A 26,280-nucleotide genomic window follows, 5' to 3' on the forward strand; every position below is an offset into this window, starting at 1 on the left:
CCCAGCGTAAGGTGCGTTCCCCGCCCGCGACCCTGTCAATTCGGCGGATCCGGACTCGGCCTCCAGTCCTAGGCCGGGCCTGCGGGGACGGCGGGGATGGCCTGGATGGCGAGGACGGTTGGGAGGGCGGGGAGGGCGGGGAGGGCGGGGACGGTTGGGATGAACCGGACTGTGAACGCGGCATGGCAGTCACATTGCAGCCGCCGCGGATCCCTTCCCCAGCAGACCGCTCCTCCGTACGGTCTTACACATCACCACCACACAGCCGTGTGCCCGAGTGGTTGAGGGACTCGCCTGCAAAGCGAGTTACGCCGGTTCGATTCCGGTCACGGCTTCGCGGCAGGCCGCTCAGGGGAAGGCGCTCCCCTGGGCGGCTTTCGCCATGTCCGCGCCCGGTCCGCGGGGCGGGCGGGGTCGGCCGGCTGTGGCACTCAGTCGATCACCGGCGGTACGAGCCCCGCCTGCCCTCCCAGGTCCCCCCGTCCTCGACGAGGTACTCGGGGCGTTCGCCGGCCTCCCCCTCGACGCGCTCCCGCGGCGCGTGGCCGCGCGGCCGGTCGACCGCGGCGTACTCCCGCCGGCACCGGCGGCACCGGCGGCACCGGGTGAGCGTACGAGCCCCGACCCGCCCGGCGTGAACAGCCGGCCCCCATGCTCGACCGCCCGGCGGCGGGGCAAACGGGCTTTCTTCCTCTCCGCGTTCGCGGCACTTGGCGACCCGGCATCGCGGATCTACTACGACAAGAAGATCGCCCAAGGGAAGCACCACACCCAGGCCCTGCTCTGCTCTGCTTCGCCCGACGACGGGCCGACGTCCTCTTCGCCATGCTCCGCGACGGAACCTTCTACGAACCCCGGCCAGCGGCCTCAGGCTGATCCTCGTCACGCTCGCCACACGCTGGGCAGTCGCACTCGTCGACCGAGTCGATCAAGACCGGGTGACCGCAGTGGTCACACGGACGCAGGCCCTCATCAGCCGACTCCTCAACAGGTGCTTCAACACTCATGACAGCCACAGTGCCAGGCGGCCTACCCGCCCGGCACCCACCCCACCACCTTGACCAAAGAGTTAGAGGCCCCCGAACCTGCCCCCGCGGCGTCCCGCCGGCGCCGCTACTTGGTCCGGGCAGCCTTCTCCTTGACGACCAACTTGTCCGGCAGTCCCCCGTTGTCCTTGCAGCCGAGCTCCTTGACCATGGCGAGAGCGGCCGAATGGGCGATGGCGAGGTTGGCTTCACGCAGGGCGGGGTCGTCCTCTTCGGAGCCGTTCGACACGTTCACGCTTGCCCTGATCGGCACTGTCTTGTCGAGCCCCGCGAGGCGAGTACTCGCACAGTCGAAGAAGAGCCTCGCCTGGTGGGACAACGCAAGGGCGTTGCGCCCCAGGTCGTACTCCCAGTAGTAGCCGTCGCCGTTCTCGCTGTGCTCCCCGGTCCGTTGGAGTTCGCTCTCCACCTGGAATGCCACAGTGACCCGCCGCCGGTTCATGTTGTCGAACGGGGTGGCCATGCATACCTCAGCCCCGGCCGAGCTACCTCGTATCGCGTAACCGCGCTCCAAGACTCCAGCCACCCATTCCACGCCCGGGTTAGCGCCGTACTTTCGTAACTGGAAGCGCGCAGTGCCCATGACCCGTGCGAGCCCTTGCTGGGCCTCCACATTGAGGAGAACCCCGGGGCAGGCTTCAGCCGGCGACATCTCAGTCGGACCGACGACCGGAGCCTCGTCTCCACCGCAGCCCGTGACGACCATCCCGGCCGTCAGCACAGCCACAATCATGTTGACACCGCGCCCAGTGCCCCGGCCGCGCGTATCCATCCGGCGGCCTATTTCTTCACCTGGGGCTCGTTGCCCCTGTGCCGCTCGATGCCCCACCCGTGGTCATAGCCCACCAGCACTGCTTGCCTCAGAACCTCGTCCAGCGGATCCTCCGGCCCAACGGGGTGGTGATCAAGGAACCGGCGCACGGGCGCCCGGGCCAGATCCTCCCCGTGCTGGTAGACACTCGCCTTGTCCTCGTGAGCCTGACCCTCCACCCTTTCCTTCTTGCGCTCCCGGTCGGCTTCCGACCAGTCTCCAATCACATCGCCAGCGATCTGCTCCAGCGCTCCGCTGCCGGTGTCGACGGCGAGGGGCACGATTACCGCAGCCGCTCCGGCAGCCACCGCGGTGGCTGGCAAGAAGGCGACGCCGGCCGCGATACCCGCCGTGGTCCCGAACTCGACCCAGCCAGAGCGCTTCTCGAGTGCCTGCTCGTAATCCTTGGTCCATTTCTCTGCATCGGCATCGATCTGCTTGCCACGCGACTCGTCCAGAATCCCCTGGAATTCTCCACCGATTCGGGCGGCCTCCGTAAGACCGCTCTGGTTCAGCTTTCCGTCAGACCCCACCTGAGACTCCAACACAGAGGCCTGGAAGACAGACTCCGCGCGGGACATCGTGAGGTAGGAGTCCGGGTATTGGCCGAGACTGCTCAGGAACCCCAGAGCGTCATCCTTCTCGAACGACGCATGGCCGCGGGTGGCCTGAGCGAACACACTCACAGAATCGTTTTCAGTCAAGCCGTGGTTGAGGTCGTCGATGTAGCCCGCCCCCATGCGCCCAAGGCTGTCCGCCATCGACTCCTGATTCTTCAGCAGAGCCGCATCGCCGCCGTACTTGGCCACGACCTCCTGCATGATGCTCGCCGAAGTCTTGTCACGCACCAACGTCGGCGCCGGGTCGTCCCAGGCGTGGCCGAGGGTTGCCGCCTCCAGGGCGTGGCCCAAGGCGTCCGGCATGTGGGCGCGCGCCTTCGCGAAGTCGTCCGGGTTGGAGCCCGCCACGTCGATGGTGGCGGCGTACTTCTCGTGGCCGAAGAAGTCGAGGTAGCTCGTGATCGGCTGCTTCTTCGCGCCCCTGCCCAGGTCTGCCGGGCCCGGCCGCTCCGTACCGTCGTGGTTGTACGCGTGCGGCGGCCGGTCCGGGTCGAAGAACTGCTTCGCCGCGTCCGGGCTGTGGCCCAGCGCCTCCAGGAAGCTGACCACCGGGTCGTAGCCGGCGCCGTTGAGGCCTGACGGGTTGAGGGGGCTGCGGCCGTGGCCGTTGAGCTGCCGCGTCTGGTTGAAGAAGTCCGGGTCCTTCGCGTGGAGCTGGGTCGCGTGTTCCGCGATGGGGAGCAGGAACTTCGGGTCGTAGTTCCCGTACCGCATGATGCCGCCGAGCAGCTGGTACCCGTACGGCGGGTTCTGGTCGTACCTCGCCAGCGGGATGTGCTGGGTGCCGAGTTTGCGCAGCTCCTGGGCAAAGCCGTCGGGCAGGTGCGGCTCGGTCTTGCTGTTGGTGGCGGTGGCGAGGTTGAGGCCGAGGTTGCGCTGGAGGGCCTGGACGTCCTTGAGGCGCTGCTCGTCGAGGTCGGAGTAGTCGTACGTGTCCGTCGACAGGCGGCCGAAGAACTCCAGCGCGCCTTTGGGGCCGAGCGCCGCGTAGAAGTCCCTGGAGAACTCCGGGACCTTGGCGTTGTCCGCCAGCAGTTCGTTGAGCTCGATGAGCTCGGCGTGGGTGAGGTCGCGCCCCTTCTTCGCCAGGGCGGTGGCGCGGCCGGCCTGTTCGGCGTCGAGGCCGGCGTACTTGGGTGCGCTGAAGTCGTGGTCGTCGGTGACGTTCGCGTTGAGGATGCGGGCCAATGACTGGTCGATGTCGTCGCACTCGTCGATGATCGCGTCGATCCTGGCCTGCCATTTCGGCCGGTTGACCCGGATCAGCTCCTGGTAGTCGGGGTCGTGGCGCGCCGCGTTCTCCTCTTCGTCGGTGAGGAGGGGTGTGGTCGATACGCGCCCTTCGGCGTCGACCCGGAAGCCGGCGGCGGGAGCCTCCTGCTCGGCGATCTTCCGTAGCTTCTCGCGGGAGGATGCGAAGGTGGCGTGGCTCTCGGTGAGTGCCCGGTGGATGCCCTTGGCTTCTTTGGCCGCGTCCTCGAACTCCTTGGCCGTCTTGTCGACGAACTGCCGTGCCACGCCGGCCGTGACCCCGCTCCACTCAGCCTTGGCGGCCTTGGCCTTCATGCCGTTGCGGGCGGCTTCGGCCAGCTCTTCGAGCTTGGTGACGAGCGCCTGCCAGTCGCTGACCGCGGTGTGGAGCTTGGCCACGGGTGCGTTGATCACGTTGTCGTACTTCAGCACCTGCGCTGTGCCTTTACTTGAGAACCGTGTCGATCTTGGAGGCGGTGAACTCGGCGTGGAGTTCCTTCTCCTCCTTGTGGTGGGAGGACAGGGAGTAGTTCAGGCCGTTGGAGATGTGCGCGCAGGCGGCGACGAGGGTCTTGACCTGGCTCTCCCACCTGCTGTTGACCTTGAGCAGGGCCGCCCCGCTGGCGAAGTTCTCCTTGGAGAGCGCGCTCGCGGCGTCGGCGGTGGCGGTGGCGGCGTGCTTGCCGTCGGTGGACAGCCGCGCGTGGAGCTTGTGGGCCTCGCTGCCGATGGCGCCGATGTGGTCCTGGTTGAGCTCGAGGTCGGCGGGGGCGGTGGGGCTGGTGGGGCCGGTGGCGACGTGGTTGAGGCGCATGGAGGCGCTGGCGGTGGCGGTGGCCCGGGCGGCGGACCATTCCTCGTCGAAGGACATCGCGGGCGGTTCTCCTTGCGTGTCGGGCGCCGTCAGCGGCTCGCGCGCCGGACGAGGGCGGCGACGGCGACGGCGCCGCCGATCAGCAGGCAGGCGCCGATTCCCAGGGCGAGCCAGGGGAGGGTGCTGCCGTCGCCCTCCTGCGCGACTGGCCGGGGGGTCGTGGTGTCCAACGACGGAGGGGGCGACTTGGCTTCGGCCTCCGCCGCCGCGAGATCCGGCAGCGGGTACACGTCCGCCGGGCCGGGGTCCCCGGGGGTGGGCAGCGCGACCCGGGGGCGGACGATGCCGTAACCGACGTAGTCGTTGCGCGCGACGCCGTCCACGGGCTTGCCGGCGGTGTTCAGGAGCACGCGGAGTACCTGGTTGTTGGTCCAGTCGGGGTGGGCGGACCAGAGCAATGCCGCGGAGGCGGAGGCGAGGGCGGTGGCGTCGCTCGTGCCGTGGCTCTTGCACAGTCCCGTTTTGCCGGCGCAGGCCGTGACGATGTCGATGCCGGGCGCGGCCATGTCCACCTGGGGGCCGTGCACGGACTCCTTGGTCGCAACGCCGCTGGCGTCCACTGCCCCGACACCCACAACTCCGGGCGTTGTGGCGGGGTAACTGACCCTGTTGCCCGCATCCCCATCGTTGCCAACGGCCGCAAAGATCAACTTGCCTTTACTCAAGGCGTACTTCACAGCTTCGAATCGATCATGATCCTCCTTGGGCTCACTGGACAAGCCCAAGGAGAGGTTGATGATCTTGGCCTTCGAGTCCGCTGCGTAGCGAATGGCTGTAACCCAGGATGGGGTCACCGGGCTGACCTCGTGCGGAACACGCAGGGGAAGAATTTGGGCATCGGGCGCAAGCCCGAACGATCCATCACCGCTCGACTTCCTCCCGGAACCCGCGATCAAAGCAGCCATGGCGGTGCCGTGATTGTCATAGTCGCTGCGTTCGTCGCCGTCGACATTGTCCGGAGCGAAGTCCTTACCAGGAAGGACTTGCCCCTCGAGTTCTGGGATGCGACCGATGCCGGTATCGATCACCGCTACGGTGACTCCTTTGCCAGTACTGAGCCTCCACAAGTCGTCGGCCTTCATTGCATCGAGATGCCATTGCTGCGCCCGAATGGGCTCTGCCTGGGCCAGGGTCGCGGCGACGACGGCCAGCAGAAGACCCAAAACGACCGCGGTCGCCTTACGCATACGCATCCCCTGCAACGTCCGTTCTGCTCAGTCGATCACAGGCGGCACAACATGGCGGTGCGCCTCCCAGGTCTCCACATCCTCAGCCAGATACTCAGGGCGTTGGCCGCCCTCGATCCCCTGCCGCTTACCAGGCGAGTTGGCTCCCGCACCACCATGTGCCATGGCGCCCGTATTTCCGCGCACGAGCCCCGAGCCACCTTGTGTGAATGGCCGACCATCCGCCCCGGGCTGGCGCCCTCCAACGACCCCGCCGGGTTCCATGGCGAGCCGACGACCGGGCGCCGAAGCGCGTGGACCTCCATGAGTACCGCCGCCCGCCATTCCGCCCAGGCCTCGACCACCGGCTGGCGTGCTCTCAGAACCGATGACGGTACCTCGCGGAATGCCCGCAGCCGGCCCGGCGGTCCCCACTGGACGCCCACCCACGATCCCGGTGTCCCGCGGGGAGATGGTGCCGAGATTGCCACCAGGGGCATTGGTACCTGGAAAGGCGCCAGCGGAACCACTGGCGCCGCCAGGTGTCACCAGACCGCCGAACGGTGGTAGCGGCAGGGGCGGAATGGCAGCACCGGGGATGATTCCCCCGCCAGTGTTGACGGGCGCTCCTGCCTGGTAGCCGCTCGATGCTGACATTTCCGAGATAGTCCCGAGGCTGTCCAGGACGACACCTGGATCGCAATCCGCGGCCTCTTGGCCCGTCACCAGCCCGTGCACCGCGGTGGGACGGAGCATGCTGCCGACTTGGATATGGCGCCCGGCCGCCGAACTGGGCTCGTTCGAGGGCGTTCCGCCAGGTGCACCGATCGGGACACTTGAGGAGTGCGACGACGGCCTCCCGCCCCCTGACCGTTCCCCAGGAGGTGAAATATCCTCCGAATTGCCATAGTTCTGCGGCACGAACACTGTCGGTACCGGGGGGAACGTGGGGATTTCTGCTCTGTTTAGTTGCGTCGTCGACTGTTCGTATGCCTCCGCCAGTTTTCTCAGGCCGTCGATCGCGCGCTCGTGGTCGGTCGTCAGTTTCGCGCGGGAGTCGTGGGCGATCCGTTGGGCGTCCGGGTCGTTGTGGGCGGCGCGGGCCGCGGCGATGTTCGCCGTGAGGGCCGCCGCCGTTGGCGGGTCGTACGGCGGGACGCCGCCCTCGCCCCTGGTCTCGTGCATCACCTGGCCCGCGCGGCTCATCCACTGGGCGCTCGCCGCGCTGTACTCGCTCAGGCGCAGCGTCGCGTTGCCCGCCCGGCCGGCCCAGTCATGGAAGGCCTGGGCGGCCTCGCCCCGCCAGCCTCGGACCTCGTGCCGCTTGAGGGCCTCGCCGATCTCCTCGATCGTGGTCGCGGCCGTCGTCAGCTGCGCGGCCCGCGCCGCCACCGTCCCCGGGTCGAGCGCGGCGATCATGTGCCACAGCTGCTCGTGCGAGTACCCGTCGAATCGCGTCACCATCAGAACCGGCCCCCCGCCGTGCTCCCGCGCGCCGGCGGGTCACGGTCCTCGGCGTAGTCCTGCCGCGCCCGCTTCGCGAGGGCCGCCATGCGCCGCTTGGCCTCGTCGTCCATCGCGGTGAAGCCCTTGTCGGCCGACAGGATCGCGATGCCCAGCGCCTCGATCTGCCCCGCCAGGGCCCTGGACAGGTCCCGTAAGTGCTCCTGGACCGTGTGGTACGCCGTGAAGAGCGCGTCGGCCTCCGCGAAGCCCGTGCCCAGGGCGCCCGACGGCAGGGCGAACCGGGCCAGCTCCTCGTCGGACGCCGCGGATTCGCCCAGCTTCAGGAGGAGGCCGTCGACCGTTGCTTTGTAGTGCGTGAGGGAGTTGAAATCGATCTCCAGGGCGCGCAAGTCCGCGCGCCGGTCCAGAGCCACCGCCGGCCCCGTTACGCGCCGGGCACCACGACCGCCGCCTGCGGCCTGATCGGGAGTCTGTTGACCGGCCGGCCCGTGGCCGCCCGCACCGCCGACGCGATCGCCGCCGGGGAGGTCACCACCGGGACGGCGCTGGCCGCCTTGGCGCCGAACGGCGCCACCACGTCGCGCTCCTCCACCAGCTTGACGATGCGCACCGTCGGGGCGTCCAGCGAAGTGGGCAGGGCGTAGCCCGTCAGGTCGGGGTGGCGGATCAGGCCCGCGGCCGTGCGGAGGTTCTCCGTCAGGGCCGCACCCACGCCCTGGATGACGCCGGCTTCGATACGGGCTTCCAGCTGTCGGGGGTTGAGGACGCGGCCCACGTCCTGGGCCACCGCCAGCTCGACCACGCGCACCGAGCCGAGCTCGATGTCCACGTCGACCACCGCGCGCACGGCGCAGAAGGCGAGGCCCACGAAGGCGTCGCCCTGGCCGTCCCCGTCCAGCGGTTCGGTCGGGTGGGGGCGGCACTGGGCCGTCGCCCAGAGTTCCTTGCCCTCCATGGCCTCGGTCACGGTGGTGGAGAACGCCCCGTCGTACGAGGTGATCCGGCCGTCCGCGATCTGCAGGAGTTCCGTGGACATGCCCAGCTTGTGCGCCATCGGCTGGAGGAGCTGCGTACGGACCATCTTCGCGGCCCGTTCCACCGCGCCGCCCGAGACCCAGGTGTGCCGACCGTGCGCCGAGGGGCCCGCCGGCGGCTGGTCGGTGTCGACGGGGGCCATGACCACCTCGTCGACGCCCAGGGTCTCCTGGACGATCTGCCGGGCCAGCGTGGAGAAGCCCTGGCCGGTGTCGACCGCCGCGCAGATGACCGTCGCCGAACCGCCCACGACCTTGACCGTCGCCGTCGAGACCTCGTCGGCGCCCTCCGCGCCGAGCATGTGCACCATGCCGACGCCGTAGCCGACCCCGCGCCGCACCGCGCCCGGTTCGCCCGCGCCCTCCGGGCCGCCCGGCAGCAGCCACTCCTCCTCCGGGGTGTCCTTCGGGAGCGAGGGAAGCTCGAAGTCCCGTACCGCGCGCAGGAGTTCCGCGACCGGAGCGGGGCACGTCACCGTCTGCCCGGTGGGGAGCAGGTCGCCGGTGGCCAGGACGTTGCGCAGGCGCAGTTCCGCGCCGTCGATCCCGAGGGCCGCGGCGAGCTTGTCCATCTGGCCCTCGTACGCGGCGCAGACCTGCATGGCACCCTCGCCGCGGACGTGGCCCGACGGCGGGTTGTTCGTACGGACCGCCCAGCCCTCGACGAAGGCGTGCGGGACGACGTACGGGCCGCAGGCGAAGGCCACCGCCGCCGCGAGCGACTCCGCGGACGCGTCGGCGTACGCGCCGGCGTCCATCAGGATCTGGGCCTCGACCTTGACCAGGCGGCCCTCGCCGTCCGCGTGGTGGCGGTAGCGCAGCAGCGTCGGGTGGCGGTGGGTGTGGCCGAGGAAGGACTCCTCGCGGGTGGCGGCGAGCTTGACCGGGCAGCCCGTGCGCAGGGCGAGGAGGCCCAGCGGCAGCTGGAACGCCGCGTCCTCGCGGTCCGCCGTCGCGCCCGGGACCCCGGTGACCACGACCCGTACGCGGTCGGGCTCCAGCCCGAAGCACGCCGCGGCCAGGTCGCGGTCGCTGTGCGGGTCGGTGGAGGCGGTGTAGATCTCCACGCCGCCGTCGGGCCGCGGCACGGCCAGCCCGGCCTCGGCACCGATGGGCGCGGGGTCCTGGCGGCCGATGCGGTAGAGGCCCTCGACGACCACCTCGCCGGTGGCTTCGGGGTCGCCGTAGCGGAGCGGGATGTGCCGGATGAGGTTGCCGTCGGGGTGCAGGGCGGGGGCCCCGAACGCCTGCTCGGGGTCGGTGACCGCGTCCAGCAGCTCGTACTCCACCGCGATGGCGGCGGCAGCGAGCCGCGCCGTGTCGGGGTGGTCGGCGGCGACGGCGGCGATGGGCTCGCCGTGGTGGCGGACCACGTCGTGCGCGAACACCGGCCGGTCGGCGATGCGGCGGCCGTGCGTGGTGGCGCCGGGGACGTCGGCGTGCGTGACGACGGCGCGCACGCCGGGCATCTCGACGGCGGCCGAGGTGTCGATGGACAGGATCCGGGCGTGGGCGTGCGGGGAGCGCAGCACGGCGGCCCACAGGAGGCCCTCGGCCCACAGGTCGGCGGCGTAGGGGAAGGTGCCCTCGGTCTTGGCACGGGTGTCCGCGGCCGGAACGGAGACCCCGATTCCGCGCAGCACCTCCTGCTCGGAGGCCTGCGCCGCGGCTGCCGCGGCCGTCGCGGTCGCGACCACCGTCGTGGACCCTCCGGCCGCGGCCGTCGTCGCCGTCGCGTCCTGCCCGCTCACGCCGTGCCTCCGAGGTGGGTGCCGTGGGTGTCGTGGGTGCCGTGGACGCCACCCTCGCCGGGCGGGGCCTGATGCGGAATGCGCGGCTCGGAAGCCGCGGCGGACGAGCCGCCCGAGCCGCCCGGCCCGGCCGATCCGGACGACGCCGCGTTCTCCGCGGCCGCCGCCTCGCGGCCGGCCACGACGTCCTGCACCGCGTCGATGACGCCCTTGTAGCCGGAGCAGCGGCAGAGGTTCCCGCACAGGGCCTGCCGGGTCTCCAGCTCACTGGGGGCGTGGTTGCCTTCCAGCAGGTCGTGGATGGTCATGGCCATGCCGGGCACGCAGAACCCGCACTGCACCGCACCCGACCTGCACAACGCCTGCTGCACGTCCGACAGTTCCCCGTCCGTCGCCAGCCCCTCGACCGTGCGGACCTCGCTGCCCGCGGCCGTCGCCGCCGGGACGAGGCAGGAGGCGACGAGCCGGCCGTCGACCTGCACGGCGCAGGCGCCGCATTCGCCTTGCGAGCAGCCGTCCTTGGCGCCGGCGAGGCCGAGGCGCTCGCGCAGCACGTAGAGGAGGGACTCACCGATCCAGGCGCCGGTGACGGGACGGTCGGCGCCGTTGACGCGCAGCACGTAGGAGGCCAGCGGGTGCTCGTGATGAGCGACGGCCGCGGCCTCCGGTTCTTCCTCGTACGTCGGCCCGGCGTCTGGGACCCCTTCGCCGAAGCCCCCCTCCGCCGCCGTGACAGCACGGTCGGCGGTGTCCTCACCCGGAGCGGGCTCGGCCTCCGCTTCGGCGACGGTCCGCCCGCCCTCCTCGACCGGCGCCTCCTCGACCGGCGGCACCTCCACCGGCGCCTCCTCGACCGGCGGCACCACGAAGCCGTGCCCGTCGGTCGAGCCAGGGCCAAGGCCAGAGCCGGGACCAGGGCCAGAGCCGAGGCCACGGCCGGCACCGTGCCCGCCCTCCGTCCCCGGATGCGGGCGCTCCCCCGCCACCGGGGGCTCGGCCGGGCCGTGGACGGCCTCGATGTCGTGCGGGGCCGGATGCACCGGCTCCCCCTCCGGCTCCGGTGCGGGCAGCGGGGTGCCCACGCCCGGGCCGCCCAGCACGCGCGGCCCGCGGCTCAGCGCGCCGGCCGCGGGGGCACCCGGCAGCACGCCCGAGTTCAGTCCCCCGTCGAAGTCGGGGTGGCTCGCCCACGGGGCCGCGGCCCCGCCGGGCAGCGTCGCCGGGGCCTGGCTCCAGTCGGCCGCCAGCGCGCCCGGCTGGAACTCGCCCGTCGCGACTTCGGGAAACCGCCACTCGGCAGTGGCCCCCGGGTCGATGTCCAGCCCGGCGTCCGGCTCGGCCGGCGCCTCGACGGCCCGCGCCTCGACGTGCGGCTCGGCTACGTGCGGCTCGGCTACGTGCGGCTCGGCGAACGCGGCCGCCACCGACGCCGGGATCGGCACCGATGCCGGGATCGGCCCGCGCACCGGAGCCGGAGCGGGCGGCGAAGCGGGCGCCGGAGCGGACCCCTGCGCCGCGCCGGACGCGACCGACGCCCCGGCCCCGGCCTCAGGCCACTGGACCGGCATCGCCCACGTCCCCGTCGCCGCCGGATCCGTGCTCGCGGAGCCCAGCGGCACGATCATCGGCGGCGGCACGTACCCGTGCCCGGGGGCAGCCAGCGGCTCCCCGGTGTCGAGCGCGTCCAGCATGTCCTGCGGCAGCTTCACGAAGGCCGTCGCGTCGGAGTCGTACTCGCCGCCGTGCGGTACCGGTTCCCAGCCCCACGCGGGGCCGCTGCCACCACTCACGTTCTCGATCTCGTTCTCACTCATGAGGTCAGCGCCCTCCCCAGGGCCCTCCGTGCCAGCACGGCCACCGTCCGCCGCAGATGCAGTACGCCGGGAGCCACCGGTTCCCCCTGGTCGGGAACGCACGCGGCCGCTACGTACTCGCCGAAGGCCTCCAGCGCCTCCGGGGCCAGGCTCCGTTCCCCGTCCCAGTCGATCAACGACGCCACCCACTGCTCGGCTTCCAGCGGCCGCAGCGGCATCGGGGCGACCGCTCCGATCGCACAGCGCACACCCCGGCGCGCGGGATCCAGCACGAGCCCCACGGACGCCACCGCGCGCCCCGGACCCGTACGGCCCGTGGCCTTCAGGAAGACCTGCGGGGCGTGCAGCAGCGGCACCCGGACGAAGCCGATCAGCTCGCCCGGCCGCAGCATCTCGCGGCCCGCCAGCAGGTGCGACACGGGGATCTCGCGCCCGGACCCGCCCGGCCCGACGATGAGCAGTACGGCCTCCAGCGCGGCCAGCACGGGCAGCGCGTCACCCGTCGGCGCGGCCGTGGCGATGTTCCCGCCGAGCGTGCCGGCGTTGCGGATCTGCGGCGGCCCGGCGGCGCGCGCGGCGGCGGCCAGGGCCGGGATCAGGGCGGCGAAGTCGGGCCGGCCCATCCGCGCGTGGGTGAGGCCCGCGCCGAGCAGCGCGTGCCCGTCCTGGTACTGCCAGCCGCGGATCTCGTTGATCCGGCCCAGGCCCACCAGCGCGGCGGGCCGCAGCAGCCCGGCGTTGACGGCGGCCATGAGGTCGGTGCCGCCGGCCACGGGCACGGCGGCGGGCATGGCGGCGAGTGCCGCCACGGCCTCCTCGAGCGAGGCCGGCAGCGTCACGGACTGCGCCGCCTGCGGTGCGTGCGTGGTCAACCCAGCTGCCCCTTCCCGATGTCCCGGTCCCGGCGCTCACGCCTGTCCGCCGTACGGTACGTGCTCGCCGCCGGGACGTGGCAACTCTGGCACATCTTGCACGGCACCCGGCGCGAGGGTCGACCGGGGGCCCCTCCTCGCGCGGCACCCCGTCCGGCTCCCCGCACGGGGGGCCGCGCCGCCCGCGCCGGGCCCTTCCCCTATCGCCCGGTTTCCCCCGTACAGGGAGGAAAAGTGAACAGAGTTCCGGTTCCCGCCGCCACGCACGTGTCACACGTTCGGGGGCGCGCCCTCCTTCGGGCGCCCCAGCACCCCGGGCCGGCGCTGCCACGGCAACGGCCCGCCGGGCGCCCGGTAGGCGACCCCGAGCGCGTCCAGGCGGCGGTAGTGGGCCCCCATCCGCGCCTCGAAGCCCGCGTAGTCGCGCTCCGCCGGCCCGGGCAGCTGCGACCACACCACCTCCGCGAAGGCGGCCAGCCGCGGGAACACCTGGTAGTCGACCCGGCTCTGGTTCTCCATCACCTCGGTCCACACGTTGGCCTGCGCCCCCAGCACGTGGGCCGCGGCCTCCTGCGACAGCTTCGGCGGCACCGGCTCGAAGCGGTACACGTCCTCCAGCGAGCGCACGTACGCGATGGGCATCGGCTCGTCCGGGCCGCCCGCCTGACGGTAGTCCAGGTAGACGTGCTGCTCGGGGCACATCACCACGTCGTGCCCGGCCTCGGCGGCCGCGATCCCGCCCCCGTACCCGCGCCACGAGGAGACGGCCGCGCCCGGCGCCAGGCCGCCCTCCAGGATTTCGTCCCAGCCGATGAGCCGGCGCCCGCGCTCGGCGAGCCAGCCGTCGAAGTGCCGGATGAACCAGGACTGGAGCCCGTCCTCGCCGTCCACCCCCAGCTCACGGATCCGCTCCTGCGCGAGCGCGGACGCCTTCCACTGCGCCTTGGGGCACTCGTCCCCGCCCACGTGCACGAAGGGCGACACCTCGGCCGGGAACAGCTCCAACAGCTCCTCGAACACGCCCTCGTAGAACCGCAGGACGGCCTCCGTCGGGGCGAGGACGTTCTCGTTGATCCCCCAGTCCTCCCACACCCCGAGCGCCGCGGTGTCGACCACGTCCGTGTTGCCCAGCTCCGGGTACGCGGCGATGGCGGCCTGCGAATGCCCGGGCACGTCGATCTCGGGCACCACCCGGACGTGCCGCTCGGCCGCGTACGCGACGATCTCGCGGATGTCGTCCTGCGTGTAGTAACCGCCGTGCGGGGTCTCGTTCCACAGCGGCGAGGCCCGGTGCCCCCAGCGGCTGCGCGCACGCCAGGCGCCGACCTCGGTGAGCTTGGGGTAGCGCTTGATCTCGACCCGCCAGCCCTGGTCGTCCGTCAGGTGCAGGTGCAGCACGTTCAGCTTGTGGGCGGCGAGCAGGTCGATGTACCGCAGCACCCCGTCCTTGGGCATGAAGTGCCGGGCGACGTCGAGCATCATCCCGCGCCAGCCGAAGCGGGGGCCGTCCAGGAGGTCCCCCACCGGCAGCCGCCAGCCGCGGCCCGGGGTCACGGGTGCGCGCCGGTACGCCTCGGGTCCGAGCAGCTGACGCAGCGTCTGCGCGGCGTAGAAGAGACCGGCCGGGTCGGCGCCTTCGAGCAGTACGGCGCCGTCCGTGACGTGCACCTCGTAGGACTCCGCGCCGACGCTCCGCGCCAGGTCGGGGCGCAGCGCGAGCCGGATCACCGCGCGCCCCCCGTCCTCCTGCCCCCGCGCCGGCGCGGGCAGTTCCCAGCCGGTGGCCGCGCCGAGCTCGCGGCGCAGCCAGCGCGCGGTGCCTTCGGCGCCGGGGCCGACGGAGAGCAGCGGATCGTCCAGTGCGCACACGCGGCGGTCACGGGCGAACCGTGCGTACCGCGGCTCCGGAATCAACTCGGGCATGGCCTCGACCCCTCCAGCTCCGGCCGTTGCATCAGGCGCAACGGGCGTTTCACATGGCGCTTGTGCCGCCGACCCTAACCCGCCCCCCTGACACGGCAAAGGCCCCCGGACGCGCACGGCGCATCCGAGGGCCTTGGTCCCGCCGGGACCGGGTCGGACTACTTGTCCTTGCCGCCCTTGTCCTTGTCCCCGCCGGGGCCCATGGACTCGTAGATCTCCTTGCACATGGGGCAGACCGGGTACTTCTTCGGGTCCCGGCCCGGCACCCAGACCTTGCCGCAGAGCGCGACGACGGGGGTGCCGCCGAGCGCGCTCTCCATGATCTTGTCCTTCTGGACGTAGTGGGCGAAGCGCTCGTGGTCGCCGTCGCCGTGGGACACCTGCGGCGTCGGCTCAACGAGGGTCCCCGTACCAGTCCCGCGCTCGGGCTCAAGAGTGCTCATAACAGCCAGGGTACCGATCCCGGCCCGGGTCAGTTCAGCGACGGGTCGTCCGGATAGGTGGCCACCATCGCCAGCTCGCTGCGCTGGCGCCGCAGGACCGCGCGCCACAGGCCCTGCGGATCGGGGAAGGACACGTCACCGGGCTCGGAGTCCACGACGTACCAGGCGCCCTCGCCCAGCTCGTCCTCCAGCTGCCCCGGGCCCCAGCCCGAGTAGCCCGCGAAGATGCGCAGGCCCCCCAGCGCCGCGGCCAGCAGCTCCGGCGGGGTCTCCAGGTCGACCAGGCCGATCGCCCCGTGCACCCGGCGCCATCCGAGCGGCCCCTCCTCGCCGGGGATGACGGCCACGCCCAGCGCCGAGTCCAGCGCCACCGGGCCGCCCTGGAACACCACCCCCGGGTCGCCGGCCAGCGGGGCCCACGGCAGCAGGACGTCCCCGACGCCAATGGGAGTGGGCCGGTTGAGGACGACGCCCAGCGAGCCCTGCTCGTCGTGGTCGAGCAGCAGCACCACCGCGCGGTCGAAGTTCGGGTCCGCGAGGGCGGGGGTGGCCACGAGCAACCGCCCTGTGAGGGAGGACACCTCGGTCATGGCGACATGATCTCGCACATTCGCCCTTCGGGGGAGTCGGCGGGGACATCGGGTCGTACGCAGTTCAGGGCGCACGGCAGCGGTACGCGGCGCGTGGCGCCGACCGTTTCCTCCTCCGCCGGAACGCGACACTCCGCCATGGAGCGCACACCGAGGGTGTTGTGGCGAATCCATGACAGTCCTACGGCCGCGTCAGCCATACAAACAAGGGGGTGGTGCCCCTTACCCTTGCCACTGGTCCCCCTGCCCACCCCTCTCCGGAACGCGAGATTCATGACCGGCATCAGCGACGATGTACTGCTTGTTCACGGCGGAACCCCGCTCGAGGGCGAGATCCGTGTCCGCGGCGCGAAGAACCTCGTACCGAAGGCGATGGTCGCGGCCCTGCTCGGCAGCGAGCCCAGCCGGCTGCGCAACGTCCCCGACATCCGTGACGTCCGGGTCGTGCGCGGACTGCTCCAGCTGCACGGGGTGACGGTGCGACCCGGTGACGAGCCGGGCGAGCTGGTCCTCGACCCCTCGCACGTCGAGAGCGCGAACGTCGCGGACATCGACGCGCACGCGGGCTCCTCGCGCATCCCGATCCTCTTCTGCGGCCCGCTGCTGCACCGCCTCGGCCACGCCTTCATCCCGGGCCTGGGCGGCTGCGACATCGGCGGCCGCCCGATCGACTTCCACTTCGAGGTGCTGCGCCAGTTCGGCGCGACCATCGAGAAGCGCGAGGGCGGCCAGTACCTGGAGGCCCCGCAGCGGCTGCGCGGCTGCAAGATCCGCCTGCCCTACCCGTCGGTCGGCTCGACCGAACAGGTGCTGCTGACGGCCGTGCTGGCCGAGGGCGTCACCGAACTCAGCAACGCCGCCGTCGAACCGGAGATCGAGGACCTCATCTGCGTACTGCAGAAGATGGGCGCCATCATCTCCATGGACACCGACCGGACCATCCGGATCACGGGTGTCGACCGGCTCGGCGGTTACAACCACAAGGCGCTCCCGGACCGCCTGGAGGCCGCCTCCTGGGCTTCCGCGGCCCTGGCCACCGGCGGCAACATCTACGTGCGCGGCGCCCAGCAGCGCTCGATGATGACGTTCCTGAACACCTTCCGCCGGGTCGGCGGGGCGTTCGAGATCGACGACAACGGCATCCGCTTCTGGCACCCGGGCGGCCCGCTCAACGCCATCGCACTGGAGACCGACGTCCACCCCGGCTTCCAGACCGACTGGCAGCAGCCGCTGGTCGTGGCGCTGACCCAGGCCACGGGCCTGTCGATCGTCCACGAGACGGTCTACGAGTCCCGCCTGGGCTTCACGTCCGCGCTCAACCAGATGGGTGCACACATCCAGCTCTACCGGGAGTGCCTGGGCGGCAGCGCCTGCCGCTTCGGGCAGCGCAACTTCCTGCACTCGGCGGTCGTCTCCGGCCCCACCAAGCTGCAGGGCGCCGATCTGGTCATCCCCGACCTGCGCGGCGGCTTCTCGTACCTGATCGCGGCGCTGGCCGCCGAGGGCACCTCGCGGGTCCACGGCATCGACCTGATCAACCGCGGCTACGAGAACTTCATGGAGAAGCTCGTGGAGCTCGGCGCCAAGGTCGAGCTGCCGAACGGCGACCTCGTCTGACGAAGCCCCCTCCGGGCCCCTCAGGGGCCCGGAACAGGCCGAAGGGCGGCCACCCCACCAGGGGGTGGCCGCCCTTCGCCGTGTCACGTACTACTGCCGTCCCGAGGGCCTGTACGGCTCTCGGCACAAGGGCGGGACTACTTGCCCTTGGCGGCTTCCTTGAGCTTGGAGCCCGCGGAGACCTTCACGCTGTAGCCGGCCGGGATCTGGATGGGGTCGCCGGTCTGCGGGTTGCGCGCGGTGCGAGCGGCACGGTGGGTGCGCTCGAAGGTCAGGAAGCCGGGGATGGTGACCTTCTCGTCGCCCTTGGCGACAATCTCGCCGACGGTCTCGGCGAGCGCGGCCAGAACGGCGTCGGCGTCCTTGCGGGTCACCTCGGCGCGCTCGGACAGAGCGGCCACCAGCTCACTGCGGTTCATGTTGTACTCCCGTGTTCAACTTGCCTTAGAGGCGTGAGATCGAAGCCGATGCTGCCAGGGCCCTAGGACAGTCCCCGGACCCGGGTCTGACGTCAGACCCTCTCGCCCGATTACGCATCCTGCCCCCACCAGCGGCGGGAAAGCCAATCCGGCACCCGCCAGGGTCACACGAAAAGCGCCACAGTCACGCCGCGGTGACGCTCCGTCCGCACCAGAGGGGATCCGGCCGATGCGGACCGCGGGCCACGCGGGCATCCCCGCAACCCTAGAGGGGGCCCGCCGGGCCCGCATCCCGCGACGCGCCGGGGATCAGGGGGTTGTGGTGGCCGATCCGACGGCCGAGGCGGCCTTGCGGACGGCTCCGGCGACCGCGCCGGCGACCTTGTCGTTGAACACGGACGGGATGATGTAGTTCGCGTTCAGCTCGTCCTCGCCGACCACGTCGGCCAGGGCGCTCGCGGCGGCCAGCATCATGTCGGTGTTCACGGTGCGGGACTGGGCGTCCAGCAGGCCGCGGAAGACGCCCGGGAAGACCAGCACGTTGTTGATCTGGTTCGGGAAGTCCGAGCGGCCGGTGGCCACCACGGCGGCCGTCTGGCGGGCGATGGCCGGGTCCACCTCGGGGTCCGGGTTCGCGAGCGCGAACACGATCGCGCCCTCCGCCATCGCGGCGACGTCCTCGCCGGAGAGCACGTTCGGGGCCGAGACGCCGATGAAGACGTCGGCGCCGACCACGGCCTCCTTCAAGCTGCCGGTGTAGCCCTCGGGGTTGGTGTTGTCGGCGATCCAGCGCAGCGGGGAATCGGCGTCCGCGTCGACCAGGTCGGGGCGGTCGGCGTGCACGACACCGTGGATGTCGGCGCTGACCGCGTTCTTGACGCCCGCGGCGAGGAGCAGCTTGAGGATCGCGGTACCGGCGGCGCCGGCGCCCGACATGACGACCTTGACATCGCCAACTGCCTTGCCCACCACGCGAAGTGCGTTGGTGAGGGCGGCGAGGACCACGATCGCGGTGCCGTGCTGGTCGTCGTGGAAGACGGGGATGTCGAGGGCCTCGCGCAGCCGGGCCTCGATCTCGAAGCAGCGCGGCGCGGAGATGTCCTCCAGGTTGATGCCGGCGAAGCCCGGGGCGATGGCTCGGACGATCTCGACGATTTTGTCGGTGTCCTGGGTGTCGAGGCAGATCGGCCACGCGTCGATGCCCGCGAAGCGCTTGAAGAGGGCCGCCTTGCCCTCCATGACGGGCAGCGCGGCCATCGGGCCGATGTTGCCGAGGCCCAGCACGGCGGAGCCGTCCGTCACGACTGCGACGGAATTGCGCTTGATGGTCAGGCGGCGCGCGTCCTCGGGGTTCTCGGCGATCGCCATGCACACGCGGGCCACGCCCGGGGTGTAGATCATCGAGAGGTCGTCGCGGTTGCGGATGGGGTGCTTGGACGCCATCTCGATCTTGCCGCCGAGGTGCATCAGGAAGGTGCGGTCGGAGACCTTGCCGAGGCTGACGCCCTCGATCCCCCGCAGCTTCTCGACGATCTCGTCGGCGTGCGCCGTGGAGGTCGCCGCGATGGTGACGTCGATACGGAGCTTCTCGTGGCCGGAAGCGGTCACATCGAGGCCGGTGACCGAGCCACCGGACGACTCCACGGCGGTGGTGAGCTGGGAGACCGCGGTTCCGCTCGCGGGCACTTCCAGGCGGACCGTCATCGAGTACGAGACGCTGGGCGCCGTTGCCATGGCCGTGTTCCTCTTCTGTCCCTGGTTTTTCTGTACACACAGGGTCCCGCTGCACGCAAGGTGTCGGCAGGACCTGTTGTCCGATCGTCCCACCTACCAGCCAGTACGAGGTAACCAGCTACAAATTTCGGAAAGACTCTTCCACCATACGAGATTTCCAGGTGTCTCGGAAGCTTTTCCGGCCACGCAAAACAGGTCTGCCCCCTCCGCCGAAGCGAAGAGGGCAGACCTGTTGTGTACGACTACGACACCGACCCGCCATGCTCGCCTCGCGGCAAGTGGTCGCTCTAGGCGACGAAGGTTGGGCCCGGGGGCTTGGATCGAGCCGGTGTCTTGACCAGGCTAACAAAGGTTCGCCGGAAGTGATCCCCCTCCCGGAAGTTGACCTCCGCGCACCAGCCGCCTGGCCGCGGGCCATCCGGCCGTACGCGCCCGCGCCTACCCCCGCAGCAGCTCCGGCACCCCGGATCCGTCCGGCCGGTCCCGGTCCGCCGAGACCACCGTGAGCTGCTGCGTCGCGCGCGTCAGCGCCACGTACAGCACCCGGAGGCCGGCCGGGGACTCCTCCGCGATCTCCGCCGGCGAGACGACCACGGTGGCGTCGTACTCCAGGCCCTTGGCCTCCAGGCTGCCCAGCGCCACCGCCCGGTCGCCCAGGTCCGCCAGCCAGCCCGCGGCCTCCGCGCGCCGGTCCATGGCCACGACCACGCCCACCGTGCCGTCCACCTGCTCCAGCAGCCGCCGGGTCTCCTCGCGCACCGCCGCGCCCAGCTCGCCCCCGGCGGCCGCGAAACGGGGCTCCAGGCCCGTGGAACGCACCGCCGTCGGCGGCTCCATGCCCGGCATCGCGAGGCGCAGCACCCGGGACGCGACCTCGGCGACCTCCGCCGGGTTGCGGTAGTTCACCGTGAGGGTGAACCGCCGGCGCGGCCGGGAGCCCAGGGCCTCGTCGCGGGCCGCGGCCGCCTCCTGCGGGTCCGTCCACGAGGACTGCGCCGGGTCGCCGACCACCGTCCAGGTGCCCATCCGGCCCCGGCGGCCCACCATCCGCCACTGCATGGGCGTCAGGTCCTGCGCCTCGTCCACGATGACGTGCGCGTACTCGGTGCGCTCCGCCGCGAGCCGCTCGGCCCGCTCCCACTGGGTCTCCTCGCGGGTCGGCATCAGCTCCTCCAGCCCGCTCAGCTGGTCCAGCGGGTCCATCTCCCGCTTCCGCCTGGGCCGGGCCGGGGCGCCGAGCAGCTGATGGAGCTCGTCCAGCAGCGCCACGTCGTGCACCGACAGCGGGCCCTTGCCGTCCGGGCCCACCCGGCGCAGCGAGCGCGCCAGCTGCCGGGTCTCGCGCGGGTTCAGGTCCCGGCGCGACCAGCGGCCGAGCTTGCGCTCGTCGGCCATCGCGGCGAGCACCATGCGCGGGGTCAGCTCCGGCCACCAGGCGTTGAGGAAGTCGATGAAGGCGTCCTCGGTGGAGATGTCCTCGTCGAAGGCGGAGCGCAGCTCGGCGGCCAGCTCCGGGTCGCTGTGCCGACCGGAGCCGCCCGACTTCGCGTACAGCGCGTCGAGGAGCAGCTTGCGGGCGCGCGGGCGCAGCAGGTTCACGGGCGCGGTGCCGCCGAGCACGTTCTGCCGGATCCGGTTCAGATCGTCGGCCTCCAGCTCCTGGCGCCGGCCGAAGGCGACCACGCGGAGCCGGTCCGGGGCGGGGCCGCGGGCGTTGCCGAGCTCCAGGGTGCCCCGTACGGCCTTGCGGAGCACCTTCAGCATCCGCGAGGAGCCCTTGACGCGGGCCACGGACGGATCGTCGTACGTCGTCGCCTCGGCCCCGTCGACGAGCGAGCCGAGCGCGCGGATGGCGACCTGGCCCTCCTCGCCGAGGGAGGGCAGCACGCCCTCGGTGTACGCGACGAGCAGCGGCGTCGGGGAGACGATCAGGATGCCGCCGGAGTAGCGGCGCCGGTCCTGGTAGAGCAGGTAGGCGGCACGGTGCAGGGCGACGGCGGTCTTGCCGGTGCCGGGCCCGCCCGCGACCTCGGCGACCGAGGCGGCGGGGGCCCGGATGACGAGGTCCTGCTCGGCCTGGATGGAGGAGACGATGTCGCGCATCGAGTGCGTACGGGCCCGGCCGAGCGCGGCCATCAGCGCGCCGTCGCCGATGGCGGGCAGCTCCTGCCCGTGCAGCGAGGCGGTGACCTCGGGGCGCATCAGGTCGTCCTCGACGCCGAGGACCTTGCGGCCCTTGGAGCGGATGACGCGGCGGCGCACGACGCGGCCGGGCTCCTTGGGGGTGGAACGGTAGAACGGCGCGGCCGCGGGGGCGCGCCAGTCGATGACGAGCGGCGCGTAGTCGGAGTCCAGGACTCCGATGCGGCCGATGTGCAGCGTCTCGGCGATGTCGGCGGTGAGGTCGGCGCGGATCGCGTCGTCGGCCGGCTCGACGGAGGTGTAGGCGCCGTCGGCGCCGCGCTCCCCGTCCTTGCCGAGCACCAGGTCGATGCGGCCGAAGAGGAAGTCCTCGAACTCGTTGTTCAGCCGGTTGAGGTGGATCCCGGCGCGGAAGACCTGCGCGTCGCGCTCGGCGAGCGCGCCGGGCGTTCCCACCTGGCCACGCTTGGCGGCGTCGTTCATCAGGAACTCGGCCTCGTGGATCTTCTCCTCAAGGCGTCGGTACACCTGGTCGAGATGCGTCTGCTCGACCGCGATCTCCCGATCGCGGACGGAATCCGCCGTGCTGTCGACAGCGGCATTCTGCGCGGCCACCAAGGCCCCCTTCTGACGTGCATGGGCGACCGTCAACCGTACGCGAAGCGGCACCCTGTCCGCACGCCCGTTCCGGGAACGGACGCGGATCACGACGAAGATCACTACGCCGGGACCTCCCGGGAACCCCTCGGGACCGTCCGGGGCGGGCCGCCCCTACCCGGGTCGGGCCGCCAGGACCCTGCGCCGGTGCCGGGCGACCCGCTCCCGGTTCCCGCACAGCTCGCTGGAGCACCAGCGCCGCCGGTGCCCGCGCGAGGTGTCCAGGTAGACGCGGGCACAGCCCTCCCCCTCGCAGGCCCTCAGCAGCGCCCGGTCGCCGGGATCGGTGAGCAGTTCCACGGCGTCGCGGGCCACGGCGGCGAGCAGCGCGCCGCACTCCAGCCCGCCGCACAACTCCCTTACGAGGTGACCCTCTTGGTCCGGTACGGCACACAGTCCCGGGGGTGGACCGGCGGCCGCCGCGTTGACCCGGGCCAGCGCGTCCCGGTCGGGCCCCGCCGCGGCCAGTTCGGCCCGTACGAGGCTCTCCACGTCGGCGCGCAGCGCCCGGAACGCCTGGACCCAGTCGGTCTGGATCTGGCTCAGCGGTGTCCGGCCGGGCACCAGCCCGGTCCCGACGAGCCACAGCCGCAGCTCGTCACCGTCCCGGATCCCCTCTGTGCCCTCGATGTCCCTGCGGGACCCGGAGGTGGCCACCAGGTCCAGGCAGACCCGCCCGGAGTCGAACCACATGCCCGTCACCGCCTCGCTCTTGGGGCGTGCCCCCAGAGTGCCCGTAGCCGCTCCGCGGCGGAAGCCCCCGTGCAGGCCCTGAGCGGTCTCGGGGAGACCGCTCAGCGGCGCGGCGGGTCGTCGTGCAGCAGGCGCTGGAAGAGCCGGTGGTCGCGCCAGGCGCCGTTGATGTGGAGGTACTGGGGGGCGACCCCGTAGGCGGTGAAGCCCGCCTTGGCCAGCACCCGTTGGGAGCCGTGGTTGTCCAGGAGCGTGCCGGCCTGCACCCGGTGCAGTCCGACCTCGTCGCGGGCGAGCCGGCAGACCTCCGCCACGGCGGCGGTGGCCAGGCCCCTCCCGGCCCATGCCCGGTCGACCCAGTAGCCGACGCCGCCGCTGCACAGCGGCCCGTGCGTGATGGAGCCCAGGTTGATCCCGCCCACCGGTACGCCTCCCGCGGTCAGCACGAAGGGCACCGTCCGGCCGTCGTCGCGCTCAGCGAGCAGCGCCTCGACGCGGGCCCGCTGACCGGCCTCGGTGTAGAACTCCTCGGGCCGGTAAGGGTCGCAGGGCGCCATGTACTCCCGGTTGCGGGCCAGCGTGTCGGCCAGCCCGGCGGCGTCGTCCAGCGTGACGCCGCGCATCTCCACTCCGTCAGCGATCATCATCCGGGCACGCTAACCGACGCGCGCCCCCGGCGCGCACTCCCCGGCGTCCAGCGACAGCCGGTACCCCCGCTTCACCACGGTCTGGATCAGGTTCGGCGCGCCCAGCGCCACCCGCAGCCGGGCCATCGCCGTCTCCACGGCGTGCTCGTCGCGCCCCGCGCCCGGCAGGGCCCGCAGCAGTTCCGCCCGGGCCACCACCCACCCGGGCCGGCGCGACAGGGCCCGCAGCAGGGCCATCCCGGCCGGCGGTACGGGGCGCAGTTCCGCGTCCACCACCACCGCCTGCCCGCGGATCTCCACCCGGTGCCCCGCGACCGGCAGCACCCGCGCGCGCCCCGGCAGTTCGGTGCAGAGCAGCTGGACGAGCGGCCCCAGCCGGAACCGCTCCGGCTGCAGGGTCGCCACGCCCTCCGCCTGCAACGGCAGGGCCGTCACAGGGCCCACGCACGCGGACAGCACCCCGCCGTCCCGCAGCGCCGCCAGGACGGGTTCCCGTACGCCCCGCTCCCCGGCCCGCGCCAGCAGCGAGGCCACCGCCGGGGCCGAGGTGAAGCTCACCGCGTCCACCGAGCCCGAGACCACCGCGTCCAGCAGCCGGTCCAGCGGCCCGAGGTCCGCCGGCGCCATCCACCGGTAGACCGGTACGCCGATCACCTCGGCCCCGCCGTCCCGCAGCGCCTCGATGAACCCGGGCAACGGCTCCCCGTGGAGCTGGAGCGCGATGCGCCGCCCCGCCACCCCGGCCGTCAGCAGCCGGTCGAGCACCTCGGCGAGGGACTCGGACCGCGGGGACCAGGCCTCCACCAGCCCGGCGGCCCGGATCGCGCCCTTGACCTTCGGTCCGCGCGCCAGCAGTTCGCTCTCGCGCAGCCGGGCGATCAGCTCCTCGCCGATCCCCCACCCGTCGGCGGCCTCGATCCATCCGCGGAAGCCGATGGCGGTGGTGGCGACCACGACGTCCGGCGCGAAGTCGATCAGCTTCCTGGTCGCGGCGAGCAGTTCGGTGTCGTCGTCCAGCGGCACGATGCGCAGGGCCGGCGCGTGCAGCACGGTGGCCCCGCGCCGCTGCAGCAGGGCGATCAGCTCGTCGGCCCGCCGGGCGGCGGTGACCCCGACGGTGAAGCCGGCGAGCGGCCCGGTGTGCGTGTCGTACATGGTGACCTGCCTTGCGCAGTGGGTCGGGTGTCGCGTGAGCCGAGCCTGCCAAGGGTGCGTATCAGGCTCGGTTCACCCGCATTTCCACGCGGTTAACCCCCGTTACACCGAGGTGAGCTGCGCTTTCGCCGCCGTCCCGGCCGCCGGGGAGGCCACGGCCGCGGGCCGGCGAAGGTATACCGTCCAGGTGACGGCGCAGCACGCGGCGTAGAAGCCGAGGAAGGTCACGAAGGCGGCCGTCCCGGAGCCGGAGGTCGAGAAGGCCTCCCGGAACGCCAGGTTGATGCCGAGACCGCCGAGCGCGCCCACCGCCCCGATCAGCCCCATCGAGGCCCCGGAGAGCCGCCGCCCGTAGGCGGCGGCGTCCTCGCCGCTCATGCCGCGGGCCAGCGCCTTCGCCTGGAAGATGCCCGGGATCATCTTGTACGTCGAACCGTTGCCGAGCCCACCGAGCACGAACAGCGCCACGAACCCGACGAGGAAGACCGGCAGCGACTCCCGCACGGAGGCGAAGATGACCACCCCGGTCGCGGCCGCCATGGCCACGAAGGTGCCGAGGGTGATCCGGGCGCCGCCGAAGCGGTCCGCCAGCGCCCCGCCGACGGGCCGGATCAGGGAGCCGAGGAGCGGGCCGACGAAGGTCAGCGAGGCCGCCTGGAGCGGGGTCCGGCCGAACTGCGTCTGGAGCACCAGGCCGAAGGCGAAGCTGTAGCCGATGAAGGAGCCGAAGGTGCCGACGTAGAGGAACGCCATGATCCAGGTGTGCGCGTCGCGCACCGCCTCGCGTACGGCGCCTGTGTCATTGCGTACGGGCGCCAGGTTGTCCATGCGCAGGGCGGCCAGAGCGGCCGCGATCACGATCAGCGGGAGGTAGATCGCGAGCAGCACCCTGGGGCGGCCCGCCCCGGCGGTGGCGATGACCAGCAGCGCGAGCAGCTGCACCACGGGTACGCCGATGTTCCCGCCGCCCGCGTTGAGTCCGAGCGCCCAGCCCTTCTTGCGGAGCGGGAAGAAGGCGTTGATGTTCGTCATCGAGGAGGCGAAGTTGCCGCCGCCCACCCCCGTCAGCGCGGCGACGGCCAGGAAGGTGCCGTAGGAGGTGCCGGGCTCCATGACCACCAGTGCGCCCACCGTCGGGGCGAGCAGCAGCAGGGAGCTGACCACCGTCCAGTTCCGGCCGCCGAACCGGGCGACGGCGAAGGTGTACGGCACCCGTACGAGGGCGCCGACGCAGGTGGCGGTGGCGATGAGGAAGAACTTCCCGGCCGGGTCGATCCCGTAGGCCGGCCCCATGAAGAGCACCATCACCGACCACAGGGACCAGATCGAGAAGCCGATGTGCTCGGAGAGCACGGAGTACAGCAGGTTGCGCCGGGCGATCCGCTCGCCCGTGGCCTTCCAGAACGTCTCGTCCTCGGGGTCCCAGTGTTCGATCCAGGTCTTCGTACGCCTCATCACACGCCTCCGCAGCTGCCGTCGCGTCCGTGGTGACGACCCTAGGAAGGGCGCGTTTCGGCCCCGGTCCCCGCCGGATGACCGCCGGGAAACCTTGCA

Annotated in this window: 20 protein-coding genes, 1 tRNA gene and 1 pseudogene; 3 read left to right on the top strand and 19 right to left on the bottom strand. The window is 72.0% G+C overall.

Translation table 11 applies throughout. The features are described 5' to 3' along the window. Positions 1–263: 263 nt before the first annotated feature. Positions 264–335 (top strand) — tRNA-Cys (locus tag ACFWB8_RS17800). Between the two features lie 332 nt (positions 336–667). Next, a pseudogene (locus tag ACFWB8_RS17805) lies at positions 668–876 on the top strand (IS110 family transposase); the annotation flags it as partial. Positions 877–1,113: 237 nt separating this feature from the next. Here ACFWB8_RS17805 and ACFWB8_RS17810 read toward each other — a convergent pair. The 12 genes from ACFWB8_RS17810 to ACFWB8_RS17865 all read right to left on the bottom strand — a co-directional run bounded on the left by ACFWB8_RS17810 (position 1,114) and on the right by ACFWB8_RS17865 (position 15,662). Further along, positions 1,114–1,509, bottom strand: a complete 396-nt coding sequence (locus tag ACFWB8_RS17810) for a hypothetical protein (RefSeq protein ID WP_385227174.1) — start codon at positions 1,507–1,509, stop codon at positions 1,114–1,116. A 317-nt stretch (positions 1,510–1,826) separates the two neighbouring features. Then, complete coding sequence (locus tag ACFWB8_RS17815; protein ID WP_385227177.1) at positions 1,827–4,160, bottom strand: hypothetical protein; 2,334 nt, start codon at positions 4,158–4,160, stop codon at positions 1,827–1,829. Positions 4,161–4,173: 13 nt separating this feature from the next. Then, a complete protein-coding gene (locus ACFWB8_RS17820; protein ID WP_385227180.1) occupies positions 4,174–4,599 on the bottom strand; it encodes a hypothetical protein in 426 nt (141 codons plus the stop codon). Positions 4,600–4,631: 32 nt separating this feature from the next. Continuing rightward, positions 4,632–5,789 (bottom strand): type VII secretion-associated serine protease mycosin, encoded by a 1,158-nt coding sequence (mycP, locus tag ACFWB8_RS17825; protein WP_385227183.1) that lies wholly within the window; start codon positions 5,787–5,789, stop codon positions 4,632–4,634. Positions 5,790–5,816: 27 nt separating this feature from the next. Continuing rightward, a complete protein-coding gene (locus ACFWB8_RS17830; RefSeq protein ID WP_385227186.1) occupies positions 5,817–7,232 on the bottom strand; it encodes a hypothetical protein in 1,416 nt (471 codons plus the stop codon). Continuing rightward, a complete protein-coding gene (locus ACFWB8_RS17835) occupies positions 7,232–7,648 on the bottom strand; it encodes a DUF2563 family protein (RefSeq protein WP_385227189.1) in 417 nt (138 codons plus the stop codon). Before ACFWB8_RS17835 ends, ACFWB8_RS17830 begins: the two co-directional genes overlap by 1 nt. 11 nt (positions 7,649–7,659) lie before the next feature. Further along, positions 7,660–9,966 carry a xanthine dehydrogenase family protein molybdopterin-binding subunit gene (locus tag ACFWB8_RS17840; protein WP_385227256.1) on the bottom strand — a complete coding sequence of 769 codons (2,307 nt, stop codon included), beginning with the start codon at positions 9,964–9,966 and terminating at the stop codon, positions 7,660–7,662. Between the two features lie 50 nt (positions 9,967–10,016). Continuing rightward, the gene (locus ACFWB8_RS17845; RefSeq protein WP_385227192.1) at positions 10,017–11,834 is read right to left on the bottom strand and encodes a 2Fe-2S iron-sulfur cluster-binding protein; all 1,818 of its coding nucleotides are present in this window, start codon (positions 11,832–11,834) and stop codon (positions 10,017–10,019) included. Further along, entirely contained in the window at positions 11,831–12,706 is an 876-nt protein-coding gene (locus ACFWB8_RS17850; RefSeq protein WP_385227195.1) for an FAD binding domain-containing protein, read from the bottom strand. The genes ACFWB8_RS17845 and ACFWB8_RS17850 overlap by 4 nt, the downstream gene beginning before the upstream one ends. Positions 12,707–12,976: 270 nt before the next feature. Then, positions 12,977–14,629, bottom strand: a complete 1,653-nt coding sequence (locus ACFWB8_RS17855) for a beta-N-acetylhexosaminidase (RefSeq protein WP_385227198.1) — start codon at positions 14,627–14,629, stop codon at positions 12,977–12,979. Between the two features lie 158 nt (positions 14,630–14,787). Continuing rightward, the gene (locus ACFWB8_RS17860; protein ID WP_030161320.1) at positions 14,788–15,072 is read right to left on the bottom strand and encodes a DUF3039 domain-containing protein; all 285 of its coding nucleotides are present in this window, start codon (positions 15,070–15,072) and stop codon (positions 14,788–14,790) included. A 29-nt stretch (positions 15,073–15,101) separates the two neighbouring features. Further along, on the bottom strand, positions 15,102–15,662 hold the full coding sequence (locus ACFWB8_RS17865) for a YqgE/AlgH family protein (RefSeq protein ID WP_385227201.1): 561 nt from the start codon (positions 15,660–15,662) through the stop codon (positions 15,102–15,104). Between the two features lie 273 nt (positions 15,663–15,935). Between ACFWB8_RS17865 and murA the strand changes: the two genes are divergently transcribed. After that, complete coding sequence (gene murA / locus ACFWB8_RS17870; protein WP_365921561.1) at positions 15,936–17,279, top strand: UDP-N-acetylglucosamine 1-carboxyvinyltransferase; 1,344 nt, start codon at positions 15,936–15,938, stop codon at positions 17,277–17,279. A 137-nt stretch (positions 17,280–17,416) separates the two neighbouring features. Here murA and ACFWB8_RS17875 read toward each other — a convergent pair whose 3' ends face one another. The 7 genes from ACFWB8_RS17875 to ACFWB8_RS17905 form a co-directional block, all read right to left on the bottom strand. Then, positions 17,417–17,698 carry an HU family DNA-binding protein gene (locus ACFWB8_RS17875; RefSeq protein ID WP_007264399.1) on the bottom strand — a complete coding sequence of 94 codons (282 nt, stop codon included), beginning with the start codon at positions 17,696–17,698 and terminating at the stop codon, positions 17,417–17,419. Positions 17,699–18,007: 309 nt separating this feature from the next. Next, positions 18,008–19,432 carry an NAD-dependent malic enzyme gene (locus ACFWB8_RS17880; protein ID WP_385227205.1) on the bottom strand — a complete coding sequence of 475 codons (1,425 nt, stop codon included), beginning with the start codon at positions 19,430–19,432 and terminating at the stop codon, positions 18,008–18,010. A 438-nt stretch (positions 19,433–19,870) separates the two neighbouring features. Continuing rightward, a complete protein-coding gene (locus ACFWB8_RS17885; RefSeq protein ID WP_385227208.1) occupies positions 19,871–22,189 on the bottom strand; it encodes a HelD family protein in 2,319 nt (772 codons plus the stop codon). Positions 22,190–22,345: 156 nt separating this feature from the next. Beyond that, positions 22,346–22,924, bottom strand: a complete 579-nt coding sequence (locus tag ACFWB8_RS17890) for a CGNR zinc finger domain-containing protein (RefSeq protein ID WP_385227259.1) — start codon at positions 22,922–22,924, stop codon at positions 22,346–22,348. A gap of 101 nt (positions 22,925–23,025) precedes the next feature. Further along, positions 23,026–23,568 carry a GNAT family N-acetyltransferase gene (locus tag ACFWB8_RS17895; RefSeq protein WP_385227262.1) on the bottom strand — a complete coding sequence of 181 codons (543 nt, stop codon included), beginning with the start codon at positions 23,566–23,568 and terminating at the stop codon, positions 23,026–23,028. Between the two features lie 12 nt (positions 23,569–23,580). Next, positions 23,581–24,726, bottom strand: coding sequence for a uroporphyrinogen-III synthase (locus tag ACFWB8_RS17900; protein WP_385227211.1), 1,146 nt, complete (start codon positions 24,724–24,726; stop codon positions 23,581–23,583). A 102-nt stretch (positions 24,727–24,828) separates the two neighbouring features. Next, positions 24,829–26,181: a nitrate/nitrite transporter gene (locus tag ACFWB8_RS17905; protein ID WP_385227214.1), complete on the bottom strand. Its 1,353-nt coding sequence runs from the start codon at positions 26,179–26,181 to the stop codon at positions 24,829–24,831. Positions 26,182–26,280: the final 99 nt, after the last annotated feature.

The organism is Streptomyces sp. NPDC060031 (genome assembly GCF_042736805.1).
Taxonomy (GTDB): domain Bacteria; phylum Actinomycetota; class Actinomycetes; order Streptomycetales; family Streptomycetaceae; genus Streptomyces.

Bases quoted from the DNA above. Each gene is read 5' to 3' on its own strand.
- ACFWB8_RS17810 (WP_385227174.1), bottom strand. From the start codon at position 1,509: ATGGCCACCCCGTTCGACAACATGAACCGGCGGCGGGTCACTGTGGCA.
- ACFWB8_RS17820 (WP_385227180.1), bottom strand. From the start codon at position 4,599: ATGTCCTTCGACGAGGAATGGTCCGCCGCCCGGGCCACCGCCACCGCC.
- mycP (WP_385227183.1), bottom strand. From the start codon at position 5,789: ATGCGTAAGGCGACCGCGGTCGTTTTGGGTCTTCTGCTGGCCGTCGTC.
- ACFWB8_RS17830 (WP_385227186.1), bottom strand. From the start codon at position 7,232: ATGGTGACGCGATTCGACGGGTACTCGCACGAGCAGCTGTGGCACATG.
- ACFWB8_RS17845 (WP_385227192.1), bottom strand. From the start codon at position 11,834: ATGAGTGAGAACGAGATCGAGAACGTGAGTGGTGGCAGCGGCCCCGCG.
- ACFWB8_RS17855 (WP_385227198.1), bottom strand. From the start codon at position 14,629: ATGCCCGAGTTGATTCCGGAGCCGCGGTACGCACGGTTCGCCCGTGAC.
- ACFWB8_RS17860 (WP_030161320.1), bottom strand. From the start codon at position 15,072: ATGAGCACTCTTGAGCCCGAGCGCGGGACTGGTACGGGGACCCTCGTT.
- ACFWB8_RS17865 (WP_385227201.1), bottom strand. From the start codon at position 15,662: ATGACCGAGGTGTCCTCCCTCACAGGGCGGTTGCTCGTGGCCACCCCC.
- murA (WP_365921561.1), top strand. From the start codon at position 15,936: ATGACCGGCATCAGCGACGATGTACTGCTTGTTCACGGCGGAACCCCG.
- ACFWB8_RS17875 (WP_007264399.1), bottom strand. From the start codon at position 17,698: ATGAACCGCAGTGAGCTGGTGGCCGCTCTGTCCGAGCGCGCCGAGGTG.
- ACFWB8_RS17880 (WP_385227205.1), bottom strand. From the start codon at position 19,432: ATGGCAACGGCGCCCAGCGTCTCGTACTCGATGACGGTCCGCCTGGAA.
- ACFWB8_RS17890 (WP_385227259.1), bottom strand. From the start codon at position 22,924: ATGTGGTTCGACTCCGGGCGGGTCTGCCTGGACCTGGTGGCCACCTCC.
- ACFWB8_RS17895 (WP_385227262.1), bottom strand. From the start codon at position 23,568: ATGATCGCTGACGGAGTGGAGATGCGCGGCGTCACGCTGGACGACGCC.
- ACFWB8_RS17900 (WP_385227211.1), bottom strand. From the start codon at position 24,726: ATGTACGACACGCACACCGGGCCGCTCGCCGGCTTCACCGTCGGGGTC.
- ACFWB8_RS17905 (WP_385227214.1), bottom strand. From the start codon at position 26,181: ATGAGGCGTACGAAGACCTGGATCGAACACTGGGACCCCGAGGACGAG.